The following is a 14863-nucleotide window of genomic DNA, read 5'->3' as shown; positions in this document are numbered from 1 at the left end:
ATAAGGAAACTATCAGAAGTTGGCTTTGAACTGCACACCATAGGTGCGCGGCTCGTTGACGATGCCGGTCAGGTTGTTGAAGTCGATCGCGGCGATGACTTGCTCGCGGCCGGTGATGTTGCGGCCGTAGGCGGCGACTTCATACTTGCCGTCGGCCCACTTGTAGCCAGCGCGCAGGCCGCCTTCCAGCAGGGACTTGGCCTTGTATTCCTTCGCTTCGTACAGGAACATATTGTACTTGTCGCGGTAGGCCCAGTCGTTGTAGGCGTAGAACTCGCCGTTGGCCACAGGGGTGCTGTAGCGCAGCGTGAAATTGCCTACCCACTTAGGCGCGCGCGGCAGCGGATTGCCGTTGATCAGCGCAACGCGGCTGCCGCCCACGGTCTGGGTCGGGTTGGTCACGGTGCAGCCGTTGCCGCATGGGGACACGAACAGGCCGGCGTCCTTGATCTCGGTGTCGTTGTAGCTGCCGCCGATGGTGGCGCGCCATTCGTCCGAAATGATGGCTTGCAGATCCAGTTCGAAGCCCTGGCCTTCAGCCTTGTCGGCGTTGACCAGGCGGTTCTGGTTGACCGAGCCCGAACCTGCGGTCAGCTGCAGGTCTTTCACGCGGTATTTGAACACCGATGCCGACAGGCGCGCGCGCTTGTTCAGGAAGTCCTGCTTGATACCGGCTTCCACCGACAGGTTCTTCTCCGAGTCGCCCACCGAGATGGTGTCGCCGAACAGCACGCGGCCCTGGATGGACGGAGCGCGGTAGCCGGTCGCAATGCGGCCGTACACATTGGTGTTCTTGTCGATCTCGTAGTTGGTGCTCAGGTCCCAGCTCACGTTGGTGTCCTGCGGATGCGCGAACAGCGGGCCGACGTTCTTGCCGCCGAACGGCGTCAGCGTGCGGGCAGCGACGAAGTCCTTCTTGTCGTCGGTGTAGCGGATACCGGCGCGCACTTTCCATACATCGCTCAGCGCGTAGTTCACGGAGCCGAAAGCGGCCCACGAACGCGAGTTCTGGGTCTGCTGCGCGTAGCCGTTGACCACGCCGCCGCCCAGGGTGTCGAAGTTGAAGCTGTCGACGGTGATGTCTTCCTTGAAGTAGTACACGCCGGCGATCCACTGCAGGCGGTCCTTGGTGTTGGACTCGACGCGGAACTCTTGCGAGATCTGCTTGTGGTCCGGCAGGCCGTCGGCGGTTTCGGAAGTGAACGGGATGAAGGCCGGGGCCGGGCCGGAGGTGGCGCCTGAACCGTAGCCGCCGTCCACGTCGGCGCGGCTGTAGAACTTGGCCTTCTCGTAGCCGGTGATGGAGTGCAGCGTCATCGTCGGCAGGTCGTAGCGCATGGTCAGGCTGGAGCCGGTCACTTTCAGCTTCTGGGTGTTGAAGCCGTCGGTCGGGTAGCTGCCGTAGTCGAAGCCGTCGACGATCTCGTTGGTACCCTTCTTGATGATGCCGGCGCGGAACAAGGTGGCGCTGCCGTCCATGTCGCGGTGGTGCACATTGAACAGGGCGCTGAATTCCTTGGTCGGCTTGAACGCCACCTGCACGCGGGCCGCGTTGTCCTTGTAGCCCTCGAAGTCCTGGGTGCCGGTGATACGCGGGTTGTGCACGCGGTCGTCGCGCGACTGCGACTGCAGCGACACGCGGGCGCTGATCATGTCGTTGACCGGCAGGTTGAAAGCGCCTTCGGCATTGAACACGCCGTCCTTGCCGAAGCCGGCCGACACATAGCCTTCCTGCTTATTGGACGGCTTGACGGAGTCGAACTTGATCACGCCGGCCGGCGAGTTGCGGCCGAACAGCGTGCCTTGCGGGCCACGCAGCACTTCAATCTGTTCCACGTCGAAGACCGGGAAGCCTTTCAGCATCGGCGACTCCTGCACCACGCCGTCGTACACCAGGCCGACCGGCTGGGAAGCGTTCAGGTCGAAGTCGGTGTTGCCCAGGCCGCGGATGTAGAAGCGCGGGAAGGAACGGCCGAAGTCCGACTCCACGTTCAGCGACGGGGTGCGGCCGGACATGAAGCGGATGTCGTCGCCGCCGGCGGTCAGCACGTCCAGCTTTTCGCCTTTCATGGTGGAGATGGCCATCGGCACATCCTTGATGTTTTCCGAGCGGCGCGCTGCCGTCACGATCACCGTCTCGAGCTGGCCGGACTGCGGCTTGGCGTCGGCTTGGGCGGCTTCCTGGGCCATCGCGCCGTGCAGCGGGAAGGCGCCGGCGACCGCCAGGGCGATCAGCGTACGGGACGCGTACTTACTTTTTGTCATCATGAACCACTCCTTGCTGGGACTGCACCGGACGGTGCGAATTATTCGTTTAAGCTTTACAAAAAACAAAGAAAAATCGTTACAAGCGCGAATCCTAGCATGAAAAGTTTTGACTGGAAATTACGCGACAATAGTTTCCATTTATATGTTTGACATATAAATAAGCAATAAAAAACGTATTTGCCATACATATACCGGCTCATGCATAGTAAGCGACTATCCAACCGCCATGCTGGTACATATATGCAGCGAGCGCGCCATAGTGCGGCAGAGTGTGATAAGGGCGTGGGACGGCAGTGCCGATTTGGCTATACCGATCGGCAACTGCATGAAAAAGCAACAAGTGAAAATATTTCAGAGTGTATCGACAATGTTGCATCAACACGACATGGTCGCGACACAATATGACCAAGTTTCACGTTTTGCGTGTGATGCAACAATAACAATCTGGTAAGCGTGGGCGCGAAAAATCGGCCAAATTACATGTTTCCGCCGCAAAAAATATACAATATCGAACTTCCAGGAGCCTACTCATGAAAATCAAACAACTCAGTATGACGATAGCCGCCATGTGCGTGGCAGCTGGCGCTTGCGCCGCTGACCCGAAACTGGCTGTCGTCTACGATGCGGGCGGTAAGTTCGACAAGTCGTTCAACCAGTCCGCTTTTGAAGGCGCCTCGCGCTTCAGCAAAGAAACCAACATCAAGTTCATCGAAGTGCAAGCCAGCAGCGACACCCAGGCTGAGCAGGTGCTGCGCGGCCTGGCCCGCAAGAACCTGGACCTGATCGCCTCGATCGGCTTCGCGCAGACGCAGGCCGTGCAGAAGGTTGCCAAGGAATTCCCCAAAGTGCGCTTCGTGCTGATCGACGGCGTGGCGCAAGGCGCCAACGTGAACTCGGTCACCTTCAAGGAAGAAGAAGGCTCCTACCTGGTGGGCGTGGCCGCCGCCATGGCTTCCAAGACCAAGAAACTGGGCTTCATCGGCGGCATCGACATTCCGCTGATCCGCACCTTCGCCTGCGGCTACGCCCAGGGCGCCAAGGCGGCCGACAAGAAGGCCGAAGTCATCCAGAACATGGTGGGCACCACCTCGGCCGCGTGGAACGACCCGGCCAAGGGCGGCGAACTGGCGCGCTCGCAGTTCGAGCGCGGCGTGGACGTGGTGTTCGCCGTGGCCGGCGGCTCGGGCATGGGCACGCTGCAGACCGCCAAGGAAAAAGGCAAGCTGTCCATCGGCGTCGATTCCAACCAGAACAGCCTGTACCCGGGCAGCGTGCTGACCTCCATGGTCAAGCGCGTGGACAACGCCGTCTACGATTCCTTCATGCAGATGAAGAACGGCACCTGGAAAGCCGGCGTCACCGCCAAGGGCCTGAAGGAAGGCGGCGTGGACTGGGCGCTGGACGAGCACAACCGCAAGCTGATCACCCCGGAAATCGAAAAGAAAGTCCTGGGCGTCCGCAAAGACATCATCGACGGCAAAGTCAAAGTGATCGACTATCGCACCGGCAACAGCTGCCCGGTCTAATCACGTGATTCAAAAAGAGAACGCGCCGGCGGGTTATCCCGTCCGGCGCGTTTTTCAGTCATAGCAACCATCATCCAGTGATCCTATGCACCCAGCAGTAGAATTTCGCGGCATCTCCAAGCACTTCGGGGCGGTCAAGGCGAACACGGACGTCAGCTTCTCCATTGCCAAGGGCGCCATCCATGGCCTGGTGGGCGAGAACGGCGCCGGCAAATCGACCCTGATGAGCATCCTGTACGGATACTACCGCGCCGACGGCGGGGAGATCCTGCTGGACGGCCAGGTCCGCCACATCCACAGCAGCCACGAGGCGATCCGCCTGGGCATCGGCATGGTGCACCAGCATTTCATGCTGGTCGAGAACATGACCGTGCTCGACAACGTGATGCTGGGCGCCGAGGGCGGCTTCAAGCTGGCCGGCAAGCGCGCCGCCGTGGAAGCGCAGCTGCGCGAGATCTGCGCGCGCTACCGCCTGGACGTCGATCCGCTGGCCACCATCCATGACCTGTCGGTGGGCGCGCAGCAGCGCGTGGAGATCCTCAAGCAGATCTACCGCAGCGCCAACATCCTGATCCTGGACGAGCCGACCGCCGTGCTGACCGCGCAGGAGACCGAGTCGCTGTTCGAGATCCTGCGCCTGTTCAAGGAACAGGGCAAGACCATCATCCTGATCACCCACAAGCTGCAGGAAATCCTCGACATCACCGACACGGTGACCGTGATGCGCGGCGGCCGCGTGGTGGGCGCCGTGCAAACCGCGCAGACCTCGAAGGAAGAGCTGGCCAACATGATGGTGGGCCGCCCGATCGAAAACAACCTGCCGCGCGCCGCCTACCATCCGGGCGCGCCGGTGCTGGAAGTGCGCAACCTGCAGCTGACCGACGACCAGGGCGTGAGCCTGCTGAACAAACTGAACTTCACGCTGCGCGCAGGCGAGATCGTGGCCATCGCCGGCGTGTCCGGCAACGGCCAGAGCGAGCTGATGGAAATTTTGTCCGGCATGCGCCTGCCCACCTCCGGCGAAGTGGACTTCCAGGGCAAGCCGCTGCCCTACGCCGGCCGCAGCGACGCCGACGGCCTGCCGCTGGAGTTCCGCCACCTGGGCATCGGCCACGTGCCGGAAGACCGCCTGCGCGACGGCGTGATCAAGAACTTCTCTGTCATGCACAACACCTTCTTCGGCTACCAGGACCGCGTAAAGAACGCCTGGGGCCTGATCGACTTCAAGGGCGTGGCCGAGCGCTGCGCCGGCCTGCTGAAGGCCTTCGACGTGCGTCCGGCCAATCCGGACCTGCGCATCGGCCTGCTCTCCGGCGGCAACCAGCAGAAGGTGGTGATCGCGCGCGAAGTGCTGGCCAAGCCCAAGCTGATGCTGGTGGGCCAGCCCACGCGCGGCGTGGACATCGGCACCATCGAATCCATCCACACCCAGCTGCTCGCGCTGCGCGACGCCGGCGTGGCCATCCTGCTCGTTTCGGTGGAGCTGGAGGAAGTGCGCGCGCTGGCCGACCGCATCCTGGTCATGTGCGGCGGCAGCATCACCGGCGAACTGAAAATCGACGAATTCGACACCACCCGCATCGGCCTGCTGATGGGGGGCATGCATAAATCATGAACACTAACGATATGCCACGCTGGGCGACAGCCTTTGTCCTGCCCGTACTGAACCTGCTCTCGGCACTGCTGGTGGCGGCCCTGGTGATCCACCTGCTCGGCGAAGACCCGGTGGACTCCATGCGCATCCTGATCAACAGCGCCATCGTCAACCCGGAAGGCCTGAGCTACACGCTGTTCTACGCCTCCACCTTCATCTTCACCGGCCTGTCGGTGTCGATCGCCATGCAGGCCGGCCTGTTCAACATCGGCTCCGAAGGCCAGATGTACATCGGCGGCCTGGGCCTGACGCTGGCCATGCTGACGTTCGACGCCACGCTGCCATGGTGGCTGCTGATCCCGTGCGGCATCCTCGGCGCGGCCCTGTTCGGCGCGCTGTGGGGCTTCCTGCCGGGCTACCTGCAGGCCAGGCGCGGCAGCCACATCGTGGTGACCACCATCATGTTCAACTTCATCGCCGCCTCGCTGATGAACTTCTTCATCGTGAAGTACCTGATCCCGCCGGGCGAGCAGAACACCGCCAGCCGCGTGTTCTCGGCCGCCGCGGAAATGCCGCGCCTGAACACCTGGTTCCCGGTGCTGGGCGACACGCCGCTCAACGTGAGCTTCCTGCTGGCCATCTTCGCGCTGGCCATCTACGGCGTGGTGGTGACGCGTTCGGCCTGGGGCTACAAGCTGCGCGCCACCGGCTTGAACAAGCACGCCGCGCATTACGCCGGCATCCGCATCAGCAAGATGATCATCGTCGTCATGCTGATCTCGGGCGCGCTGGCCGGCCTGGGCTCGGTCAACTCCATCATGGGTTCCACCCACTACCTGTCGCTCAACTTCGTCGGCGGCGCCGGCTTCGTCGGCATCGCGATCGCGCTGATGGGCCGCCAGCACCCGGTCGGCATCTTCCTGTCGGCCGTGCTGTTCGGTGCGCTGATCCAGGGCGGCTTCGACCTGTCGCTGGAAAAGCCGAACATCCCGACCGAAACGTTTATCTTCATCCAGGGCCTGATCATCCTGTTCTGCGGCGCCATGGAGAACTTCTACGCACCGGCCATCATGAAGCTGATCAAGGCCAAGGGGTAATGACATGACTTTTGAAGACCTGCACATCGGCAGCATCCTGGTATCGACCGTGCGCAACGCGCCGGTGCTGATTTTCGCCGCCATGGCCGGCCTGTTCGCGGAGCGCTCGGGCGTGATCGACATCGGCCTCGAAGGCAAGATCCTCGCTTCGGCCTTCGTCTCGGCGGCGGTGGCCTTCGCCACGCAGAACCCGTGGTACGGCGTGGCGGCCGGCGTGGCCGTATCGGTGGCGCTGGCCACGCTGCAAGGCTACGTCAGCATCACGCAGAAGGGCAACCAGCTGGTGGCCGGCATCGCCATCAACATCGCCATGAGCGGGCTGACCTTCGTGGTGGCCCAGTTCTTCTTCCAACAAGGCGGCCGCACACCGGACCTGGGCCAGGCGCGCCTGTTCGACGTGGTGCTGCCGGGCAGCGCCGCAGTGGCGGACGTGCCCTTCCTGGGCTGGCTGTACACCAAGCTGATCGGCGGCCATTCGGTGCTGGTCTACCTCGCCTTCGCGCTGGTGCCGCTGGTGCACTGGGTGCTGTACCACACCCGCTTCGGCCTGCGCCTGCGCGCCTGCGGCGAGAACCCGCACGCGGCCGACGCGGCCGGTGTGTCGGTGGAATGGACGCGCTACAAGGCCATGCTGATCGCCGGCGTGCTGTGCTCGTTCTCGGGCGCCTACCTGGCCATCGTGCAAAGCGGCTTCTTCCTGCGTGACATGTCGGCCGGCGCCGGCTACCTGGCGCTGACGGCCATGGTGTTCGGCAACTGGCGTCCGCTGTACACCTTCTTCGGCTGCCTGATGTTCGGCTTCTTCGGCGCGGTGCAGATCCAGATCGAAGGCGTGGACCTGCCGGTGGTGGGCCGCATCCCGGGCTCGCTGATCCAGATGGTGCCGTACGTGGTCACCGTGATCGTGCTGGCCGGCCTGATGGCCAAGTCCGTGGCTCCGAAAGCCATCGGCGTACCGTTCGTCAAATCGCGCTAAGGCGCGTCCCCGTGGATGGCGCCGCGCGCGCCATCCGCATGCATCCTATTACGACAGTCCGCTCCATTAAGCCTCATCATCGCATAGCTGACGCACCTCAAGCCTGGCTGGCCGTATCATTTGACGCGATATTTCGCATATGCAATCATCCTTGCGCGGCGCTGGGTAAACAGCACCTGATGCACCGGCCGGCCCGCTCCCACCTTCGCGTAAAGGCCTGCCACCATGTCGATTCTCGTCACCATCGCCTGCGCCTCGCTTGCCGGGGTCTCCGCCTTCCTGTGGCAGCGCCAGGTCAAGCTGAAGCGGGAAGCCCATATCCGCACCTTCGTGCTGCCCAAGGGCCTGTTCGAGAAACTGACGCAGAAGCATCCCCACCTGAGCACCAAAGAGTGCCAGCTGGTGGCGCAGGGCCTGCGGCAGTTCTTCCTGGCGCACCTGAAGAGCGGCCGGAAGTTCGTGTCCATGCCGTCCCAGGTGGTGGATGACCTGTGGCATGAATTCATCCTGTACACCAAGAATTACCACCAGTTTTGCCAGCACGCGTTCGGACGCTATCTGCACCATACGCCAGCCATTGTGCTCGGCACGGCGCGCCAGGACGATGGCGGCCTGCGGCGCTGTTGGCATTTCGCCTGCCTGGAAGAAAACATCAACCCGGGCAAGCCCAGCCGCCTGCCGCTGCTGTTCGCACTGGACACCAAGCTGAACATTCCCAACGGCTTTATCTACACGCCCGACTGCAGCGGCTTCAGGCGGCAGAACGATAGCGGCGGTACGGTCTACTGCGGCGCCGAACTGGGCAGCAGCGACGGCAGCGGCGGCAGCGATTCGGGCTCATGCGGAAGCGGCGGCAACGACGGCGGCAGCGATGGCGGCGGCGGCGACAGCGGCTGCGGCGGCGGTGGCTGCGGCGGGGGCGGTGGCGATTGAAGGCGCAGCCCGTATAATGCCGCCCATGGAAAAAATCAAAACCCATCTCCTGGCCCGCGTCTGCTGGCTGGCCTTCGGCGCCGTGATGGCCGCCATCCGCGTGGTGGACGGCATCAAGACCGGCTCCACCGGCATGACCGTCACCGGCATCGGCTGGCTGCTGCTGGGCGTGCTGTGGTTTCTCAGCCCCCTGATCATCGGCAAGAAGAAAAGCGACATGGCGCAGCAGCAGCGCCAGGCGGCGCTCGGCTCGGACAACCTGCGCAACAAGCTGCTGTTCACGGCCGGCGGCTGCGTGATCGTGGGCATGGTGCTGCGCTACGGATTCGGCAATTGACGGCAGTCAAACTGGCGCGCCCGCCGCGCTAGCGCTTCTATACTGGCCCGACCCATTTCAAGGAGCGAGCCATGGAATTTCATCGAGGCAGACTGTTTGACCACGTGCACCTGCGCGTGGCCGATGTGGACGCGAGCAAGCGTTTCTACCGGGCGGCGTTCGGCGCCCTGGGACTGGCTGGCGAGATTGTGGAAGGCGAAGGCAACTTCTATCTCGACGACCTGTACGTGGACAAGGCCGACGGCCCGGTATCGCACGTGCACATCGCCTTCATCGCCAAGGACCGCGAGACGGTACAGGCCTTCCACAAGGCCGTGCTGGCGGCCGGCGGGCGCGACAACGGCGGCCCCGGCGAGCGCGAGTACCACCCCGGCTATTACGCCGCCTTCGCCTTCGACCCGGACGGCAACAATGTCGAGGCGGTATTCCACGGCCCGTTCAAGCGCTCGGCCGATTCCGTCGTCTATACCGCCCTGTAAGCGTATCAGCCGACCCGGAACAGCTGCAGCTGCGCGTATTGCAGCAGCATGATGGTTTTCGCGTCGCAGATTTCGCCGCTTTCCATCATCCGGACCGCGCGCTCCAGCGGCAGTTCCAGCACCTCGATGTCCTCGCCCTCGGCCGCCAGGCCGCCCCCGCCGCCGGGACGCGAGGCGGGGTCGTATTCGGCCACGAAGAAGTGCAGCCGCTCGGTGACCGAGCCGGGGCTCATGAAGGCAGAGAACACTTTCTGCACCTCCGCCACCCGGTAGCCGGTCTCCTCCTCCACTTCGGCCTTGATGCGCTCCTCCGGGCTGGCCTGGTCCAGCAGCCCGGCCGGCGCTTCGATCAGGAAGCCGTCGTGCCCGTCCTGCCCGTAGGCCGGGAAGCGGAACTGGCGCACCAGGACCACGCTACGCCGCGCGCGGTGGTACAGCAGGATGACGGCGCCGTGGCCCCGGTCGTAGGTCTCGCGCGACATGGTCTGCCAGCTGCCGTCGCCACGGCGGTAATCGAAGGTGGTTTTGCGCAGCAGATACCAGTCGTCCGACAGGGTCTCCACGGCGCGTATCCTGACGCGGTCTTCCGGCATGCTGCTCTCCTTGCTGTGTGATCGGGTTTCCATGATAGTATGCAAATTCGTGCAATATCAAGAAAATTCGTGCAATGCTGACACGCCAACGCAAAGAGCTGCTGCTCAAGATCCTGCGCGAGGACGGCCAGATCGTGGCCAAAACGCTGAGTGAGAAACTGGGCCTGTCCGAGGACACCATCCGGCGCGACCTGCGCGAGCTGGCCAAGGAAGGCTTGCTGGAGCGCGTGCACGGCGGCGCCCTGCCCGCCTCGCCCGCGCTGGGCAACTTCGCCCAGCGCCAGCAGATCTCGGCCGACTGCAAGCCCGCCATCGGGCGCGCCGCCGCCGCCATGGTGCGCCCCGGCCAGGTGGTGTTCATCGACGGCGGCACCACGGCGGTCCAAGTGGCGCGCCACCTGCCGCGCGACCTGCGCGCCGTGGTGGTGACGCACAGCCCCAGCATCGCGGTGGAACTGGCCGAACATCCCACGGTGGAAGTGATCATGATAGGCGGACGCCTGTTCAAGCATTCCATCGTCGGCGTGGGCGCCGCCACCATGGAAGCCATCGGCCAGGTCCGGGCCGACATTTTCTTCATGGGCGTGTGCAGCGTGCACCCGCAGGCGGGCGTGACCACCGGCGACTACGAGGAAGGCTGCGTCAAGCGCGCCATCAGCGCGGCGGCGCTGCGCACGGTGGTGCTGGCCTCGCCGGAAAAGCTGGACACGGCCGCGCCCTTCCACACCGTGCCGCTGGCGCAGGTAAGCGACATCATCGTCAACGCGGGCGTGGACGAGGCGCTGCTGGCGCCCTACCGCAGCATGGGCATCGCTATCACATTGGCAACTTAAATCGATAACAATGTAAAATAGGCCATTCTTCCACCGCCCACCTACCGCCAACCTACGCACATCTGGAGCCTGCCATGACACGACCCGCGACCGCCTTCCGCCAACTGCACCAGGGACCGGAGCTGCTGCGCCTGGCCAACGCCTGGGACGCGGGCAGCGCCCGCCTGATCGAGAGCCTGGGCGCGCCCGCCGTGGCCACCACCAGCGCCGGCCTGGCCTGGTCGCTGGGCTACGCGGACGGCCACAACATGCCGGCCAGCGCCGCCATCGCCGCTGCGCAGAACATCGTGCGCGTGCTGAACGTGCCGCTCACGGTGGACATGGAAAACGGCTATTCGGACAAGCCGGCCACGGTGGCCGCCTACATCATGCTGCTGGTCGACAGCGGCGTGGCCGGCATCAATATCGAGGACGGCGGCGACGCGCCCGTGCTGCTGGCGCGCAAGGTGGAAGCCATCAAGGAAGCGGTGGCCAAGGCCGGCGGCGACATCTTCGTCAACGTGCGTACCGACGTCTACCTGCGCGGCCTGGCGCCCGAAGGCCAGCGCGTGCGGGAAGTGCTGGCGCGTGCGGAAAGCTACCGCGCCGCCGGCGCGGACGGCCTGTTCGTGCCGGGCATCTGCCTGCCGGACGAGATCCGCGAGGTGGCGGCCGGTGCAGGCCTGCCGCTGAACGTGATGGACTGGCCCGGCATCCCGGCCGCGGCCGAACTGAGCGCGCTGGGCGCGCGCCGCTTCAGCGCCGGCTCCGGCATTGCGCAGGCGCTGTGGGGCGCGGCGCGCGAAATGGCGCAAGGCTTCCTCGAGACCGGCAGCGCCGGCCCGCTGATGCAGAAAGCCATGGCCTACGGCGACATCCAGCAGCTGTTCCTGGCCGGCCGCGCGAAGTAGCGCGGCAAGCAGCCGCGGGCAACGAAACCGCTGCGCGGCGCTTGCTGGCGCGCTGCGGGAATGGCACACTGGCTGAATGGCAGGCACCTCCCCCACCCGCAGGCGTTTTCTGGAGGGCACCCTTTCGGGCTGCCTGCTGCCGGTGCTCGGCAGCGCGGACGCCCGGGCTGCACCGCAACAGATCGTCTATCCGCGCCACATCGAGACGATGAACGAGCGCTACGATTACGACTGGCTGATACTGCGCACCGCGCTGGAGAAATCCGTGCCCGCGTTCGGGCCGTTCGAGATGCGCCAGCTGGACGAGGCCATGTCGCCGCCCCGGGTGACGCAGGAACTGACGCTGCCGCAGGGCCGCATCAACGTGCTGGCGCGCGCCACGTCGCCGGCGGTGGAGCGGCAGCTTCTGCCGGTCCGCATCCCCATCGACAAAGGGCTGCTGGGCTTGCGCGTGTTCCTGGTGCGTGAGGCCGACCTGCCGCGCTTCGGCGCCGTGCGCAGCCTGGCGGACTTGCGCGCCCTGCGCGCCGGCCAGGGCAAGGACTGGGCCGACGTCAATATCCTGCGCGCGGCCGGCATCCCCGTGGTCGAAGGCACTTTCGAGCACCTGTACTCCATGCTGATGGCGGGCCGCTTCGACTTCTATTCGCGCGGCGTGGACGAGGCGCCGCTGGAGCTGCGCGAAGCGCAGGCGCAGTTTCCGCGCATAGCGCTGGAACCGAGCCTGTTGCTGGCCTACCCGCTGCCGCGCTACCTGTTCGTGCGGCGCGACGCCGAGGGCGAACGGCTGGCAAGGCGCCTCACGGCCGGCCTGGAAAGCATGGTGCAAGACGGCACGCTGAGCGCGCTGTTCCGCAAGTACAAAGGCCCCATCATTGAGCGCTGCGGGCTGGAGAAGCGCCGCTTGCTGTCCATCCCCCATCCCGGCCTGTCGCCGGACACGCCGCTGCACCGGCCGGAACTGTGGTACCGGCCGCCTCCCGCGAAGTAGTTACTTCGCCGCCGGCTCCGGCCAGATCGCCTGCAGCAGCGAAGCCAGGTGGTAGCCGCCCTTGATCAGCTGTTCCTTGGCGATGGCCGACGACGGCACCGGATAGTTGTCCGGCACGTTCAGCTGCCACACGGTGTAGACGCTGCCGGTGCGGCTGGTCTGCGTGCCGGCCGGGCCAACGGTGACGCCGGCATGCGCGGCCTTGGCCACCGCCAGCGCGTCGTTGGCCCACTGGTATGGCCAGCTGGCCGGGTCGCCCGAGTTGAGCGCCACGGCGGGCTTGCCGGCGATGGCGATCTGCGCGAACTGCTCCGGCGTGCGCGCACTCACGCGGCGCATGGCGTAGTCCACCACGGTGGTATCCCAGTAGGAGTGGAACGGCTTGGTCTTCGGCGCCGGCTTGGCATCGGCGGCAGGTTTGGCATCGGCAGGCTTGGCCTCGGCGGCCTTGGCTTCCTCGCCCTCTTTCGGCAGCGGCGCGGGGATCAGCGCGCTGCCCATGGCAGCCACCTTGGCGTCGTCCAGCAGCATGTTGTTGCCGCCTTGCGGATTGAAGATGTTCACGCCGTCGATCTGCTCCTGCTTGAGCGGCACCACGAACACGCCCTCCTTGCTGATGAAGGCCGAGCCCACGTGCAGCGGCTGGTGCACGTCACCCGCCAGGTGGGTCAGCAGCAGCAAGGCCTGGCGCCTGGTGAACTTGTGCGGGTTGACGGCCGCGCCGTCCTTGCCCTGCAGGACCCAGATGGCCTGGCGCAGCGACTGCACGATGTCGTGCTCGTCGGTGCCCACGCCGTGGTCACGGTACTCATCCAGCTGGAACGGCACGTCAGTGTAATGGTATTCGCTGTGCTTGGGGTTGGCCGCCGTGTACTCGGTCATCTCGGCGGTCTGCGGGCCGCAGTAGCTGCCCTTCACGCAGTCCATCCAGGTGGCGACCTTTTCCAGGCTCTCGCCCGGCAGCAGCAGCGCGCGCACCTGCTTCTCGGCGTAGCTGCCCTTGATCAGCTGGTCGGCGATGGAACCGACGATGCGGTGGCCGTCGTTGCCCCAGGCCAGCGCATTGGTCGATACAAAGGCGGCGCCCAGCGCCAGCACGCATGCGAGCTTCTTCATTATTCTTCTTTCCCTTTACTTGGCTTCGGATAGGTCTTGTTCACGTCCAGCGGCGCCGCATACGGCGAGTCCCACAACTGCTGGTGCAGCGCGGCGATGCGCTGCGCCATCTGCTCGTTGCGCATCACCACTTCCAGGTTGCGCGACAGGTCGAAATAGCCGCCGGCCCAGTTGCTGGTGCCCACCCACGCCACCTTGCCGTCTATGCTCATGGTCTTGCTGTGGATGACGCGCGCGAATGGAATGAAGCCCTCGGATGCCTTCGGCAAGGTCACCACGCGGATCTCCACGTTGGGCAGCAGCGCCAGGCTTTTCAGGTAGGCGATGGCGGGCGCCTCGGTGTTCCAGTTGGACACCATCAGCTTGATCTTGACGCCGCGCTGCGCAGCCGCGCGCACGGCGTTGTCCACCACCGGATAGTAGGGACGCGTGCCTTTCGGGCCGTAGCTGAGCGGCGCGTAGTCCAGCAGCTGCACCCGCACTTCGCTTTGCGCTTCTTCCAGCAGCGCCGGCAGGCCGCGCTCGGAATCGGCCACGCCGGCCGGGTTGTAGGCGTAAGGGCTGGCCATCAGGAAGGCGTCCGGCGCGTAGTTCGCGCTGGACACCGCCGTGCCGATTTCCGGCACGCGCAGGCCGCGCGCCAGGCGCGCCTGGGCGCTCCAGTCCTGGTCGAAGATGGCCTGGATCTGCTTGACCACCTTGGCGTCCGTGATGCGCAGGCCGGTTTCGTGGATGTGCGTGAACGAGCGCCAGTCGAAGTTCTGGCTGCCCATGTAGGCCACCTCGTGGTCCACCACCAGGTACTTGGCGTGGATGATGCCGTTGCCTGTCAGCTGGTTGTAGTCGAGGACGCGGAGTTCCAGGTTGGGTATGGCCTTCAGGCGCTCGATGGTGGGCGCTTCGGACAGGTTCACGCCCTTCTTGTCGAGCAGGAAGCGGATCTTCACGCCGCGCTTGCCGGCCGCCTCCAGGTGCTCGAACACCTTTTCAAACGCGCTGCCCTCGCGCACCACGGCGTAGAACTGGCCGATGGCGATATCCTTCTTCGCGTTGTCGAACAGCTCAGTCCACACGGCCGCCGCGTCGCGCAGGTCGGGGTTGGCCAGCGTGGTTTCGACCGGCGTGGTCAGCACCAGCTCGTAGCCGGGAATGCGGAAGTCTGCATGGGCGCTGCCGAAGCTCGCGGCCAGCAGTGCGGTCAGTACTGGTTTACGCATGGTGGAGTCCTTG

The 14863-nt window shown here is 64.8% G+C and carries 14 protein-coding genes; 10 read left to right on the top strand and 4 right to left on the bottom strand.

Annotated features, from left to right (window positions below; translation table 11 throughout):
* Nucleotides 1–12: 12 nt before the first annotated feature.
* Nucleotides 13–2265 carry a TonB-dependent receptor gene (locus ACFJI2_RS01650; protein WP_377705780.1) on the bottom strand — a complete coding sequence of 751 codons (2253 nt, stop codon included), beginning with the start codon at nucleotides 2263–2265 and terminating at the stop codon, nucleotides 13–15.
* A gap of 533 nt (nucleotides 2266–2798) precedes the next feature.
* On the opposite strand from ACFJI2_RS01650, the gene ACFJI2_RS01645 reads away from it, so the two are divergent.
* From ACFJI2_RS01645 to ACFJI2_RS01615, 7 genes are all read left to right on the top strand, one after another.
* Nucleotides 2799–3794, top strand: coding sequence for a BMP family protein (locus ACFJI2_RS01645; RefSeq protein WP_377703474.1), 996 nt, complete (start codon nucleotides 2799–2801; stop codon nucleotides 3792–3794).
* An 85-nt stretch (nucleotides 3795–3879) separates the two neighbouring features.
* Nucleotides 3880–5409: an ABC transporter ATP-binding protein gene (locus ACFJI2_RS01640; RefSeq protein ID WP_377703473.1), complete on the top strand. Its 1530-nt coding sequence runs from the start codon at nucleotides 3880–3882 to the stop codon at nucleotides 5407–5409.
* Nucleotides 5406–6485 carry an ABC transporter permease gene (locus tag ACFJI2_RS01635; protein WP_377703472.1) on the top strand — a complete coding sequence of 360 codons (1080 nt, stop codon included), beginning with the start codon at nucleotides 5406–5408 and terminating at the stop codon, nucleotides 6483–6485. The genes ACFJI2_RS01640 and ACFJI2_RS01635 overlap by 4 nt, the downstream gene beginning before the upstream one ends.
* A 4-nt stretch (nucleotides 6486–6489) precedes the next feature.
* Nucleotides 6490–7461, top strand: a complete 972-nt coding sequence (locus ACFJI2_RS01630; protein ID WP_377703471.1) for an ABC transporter permease — start codon at nucleotides 6490–6492, stop codon at nucleotides 7459–7461.
* 225 nt (nucleotides 7462–7686) lie between these two features.
* On the top strand, nucleotides 7687–8394 hold the full coding sequence (locus ACFJI2_RS01625; RefSeq protein WP_377703470.1) for a glycine-rich domain-containing protein: 708 nt from the start codon (nucleotides 7687–7689) through the stop codon (nucleotides 8392–8394).
* A gap of 25 nt (nucleotides 8395–8419) precedes the next feature.
* Entirely contained in the window at nucleotides 8420–8731 is a 312-nt protein-coding gene (locus ACFJI2_RS01620) for a hypothetical protein (RefSeq protein ID WP_377703468.1), read from the top strand.
* A 71-nt stretch (nucleotides 8732–8802) separates the two neighbouring features.
* Complete coding sequence (locus ACFJI2_RS01615; protein WP_377703467.1) at nucleotides 8803–9210, top strand: VOC family protein; 408 nt, start codon at nucleotides 8803–8805, stop codon at nucleotides 9208–9210.
* Nucleotides 9211–9215: 5 nt separating this feature from the next.
* Here ACFJI2_RS01615 and ACFJI2_RS01610 read toward each other — a convergent pair whose 3' ends face one another.
* The gene (locus ACFJI2_RS01610; RefSeq protein WP_377703466.1) at nucleotides 9216–9836 is read right to left on the bottom strand and encodes an NUDIX domain-containing protein; all 621 of its coding nucleotides are present in this window, start codon (nucleotides 9834–9836) and stop codon (nucleotides 9216–9218) included.
* Between the two features lie 41 nt (nucleotides 9837–9877).
* Here ACFJI2_RS01610 and ACFJI2_RS01605 point away from each other — a divergent pair, with 41 nt between their 5' ends.
* The 3 genes from ACFJI2_RS01605 (at nucleotide 9878) to ACFJI2_RS01595 (ending at nucleotide 12517) form a co-directional block, all read left to right on the top strand.
* On the top strand, nucleotides 9878–10636 hold the full coding sequence (locus tag ACFJI2_RS01605) for a DeoR/GlpR family DNA-binding transcription regulator (protein ID WP_107876165.1): 759 nt from the start codon (nucleotides 9878–9880) through the stop codon (nucleotides 10634–10636).
* Between the two features lie 74 nt (nucleotides 10637–10710).
* Nucleotides 10711–11526, top strand: coding sequence for an isocitrate lyase/phosphoenolpyruvate mutase family protein (locus ACFJI2_RS01600; protein ID WP_377703465.1), 816 nt, complete (start codon nucleotides 10711–10713; stop codon nucleotides 11524–11526).
* A gap of 76 nt (nucleotides 11527–11602) precedes the next feature.
* Nucleotides 11603–12517, top strand: a complete 915-nt coding sequence (locus ACFJI2_RS01595; protein ID WP_377703464.1) for a hypothetical protein — start codon at nucleotides 11603–11605, stop codon at nucleotides 12515–12517.
* Here the strand turns inward: ACFJI2_RS01595 and ACFJI2_RS01590 are convergent, their stop codons facing one another.
* Entirely contained in the window at nucleotides 12518–13633 is a 1116-nt protein-coding gene (locus ACFJI2_RS01590; protein WP_377703463.1) for a S1/P1 nuclease, read from the bottom strand.
* A complete protein-coding gene (locus ACFJI2_RS01585; RefSeq protein WP_377703462.1) occupies nucleotides 13633–14850 on the bottom strand; it encodes a phospholipase D-like domain-containing protein in 1218 nt (405 codons plus the stop codon). The genes ACFJI2_RS01590 and ACFJI2_RS01585 overlap by 1 nt, the downstream gene beginning before the upstream one ends.
* Nucleotides 14851–14863 lie beyond the last annotated feature (13 nt).

This window comes from Pseudoduganella sp. UC29_71 (assembly GCF_042693265.1).
In the GTDB taxonomy this organism is placed as follows: domain Bacteria; phylum Pseudomonadota; class Gammaproteobacteria; order Burkholderiales; family Burkholderiaceae_D; genus Rugamonas.
The sequence above is the reverse complement of the archived record's forward strand: the minus strand, read 5'-3'. Positions and strand labels throughout refer to the sequence as shown.

What these genes read in the sequence shown, in the direction of transcription:
- ACFJI2_RS01650 (WP_377705780.1), bottom strand. Translation starts at nt 2,265, where the DNA reads ATGACAAAAAGTAAGTACGCGTCCCGTACGCTGATCGCCCTGGCGGTC.
- ACFJI2_RS01645 (WP_377703474.1), top strand. Translation starts at nt 2,799, where the DNA reads ATGAAAATCAAACAACTCAGTATGACGATAGCCGCCATGTGCGTGGCA.
- ACFJI2_RS01640 (WP_377703473.1), top strand. Translation starts at nt 3,880, where the DNA reads ATGCACCCAGCAGTAGAATTTCGCGGCATCTCCAAGCACTTCGGGGCG.
- ACFJI2_RS01635 (WP_377703472.1), top strand. Translation starts at nt 5,406, where the DNA reads ATGAACACTAACGATATGCCACGCTGGGCGACAGCCTTTGTCCTGCCC.
- ACFJI2_RS01630 (WP_377703471.1), top strand. Translation starts at nt 6,490, where the DNA reads ATGACTTTTGAAGACCTGCACATCGGCAGCATCCTGGTATCGACCGTG.
- ACFJI2_RS01625 (WP_377703470.1), top strand. Translation starts at nt 7,687, where the DNA reads ATGTCGATTCTCGTCACCATCGCCTGCGCCTCGCTTGCCGGGGTCTCC.
- ACFJI2_RS01620 (WP_377703468.1), top strand. Translation starts at nt 8,420, where the DNA reads ATGGAAAAAATCAAAACCCATCTCCTGGCCCGCGTCTGCTGGCTGGCC.
- ACFJI2_RS01615 (WP_377703467.1), top strand. Translation starts at nt 8,803, where the DNA reads ATGGAATTTCATCGAGGCAGACTGTTTGACCACGTGCACCTGCGCGTG.
- ACFJI2_RS01610 (WP_377703466.1), bottom strand. Translation starts at nt 9,836, where the DNA reads ATGGAAACCCGATCACACAGCAAGGAGAGCAGCATGCCGGAAGACCGC.
- ACFJI2_RS01605 (WP_107876165.1), top strand. Translation starts at nt 9,878, where the DNA reads ATGCTGACACGCCAACGCAAAGAGCTGCTGCTCAAGATCCTGCGCGAG.
- ACFJI2_RS01600 (WP_377703465.1), top strand. Translation starts at nt 10,711, where the DNA reads ATGACACGACCCGCGACCGCCTTCCGCCAACTGCACCAGGGACCGGAG.
- ACFJI2_RS01595 (WP_377703464.1), top strand. Translation starts at nt 11,603, where the DNA reads ATGGCAGGCACCTCCCCCACCCGCAGGCGTTTTCTGGAGGGCACCCTT.
- ACFJI2_RS01590 (WP_377703463.1), bottom strand. Translation starts at nt 13,633, where the DNA reads ATGAAGAAGCTCGCATGCGTGCTGGCGCTGGGCGCCGCCTTTGTATCG.
- ACFJI2_RS01585 (WP_377703462.1), bottom strand. Translation starts at nt 14,850, where the DNA reads ATGCGTAAACCAGTACTGACCGCACTGCTGGCCGCGAGCTTCGGCAGC.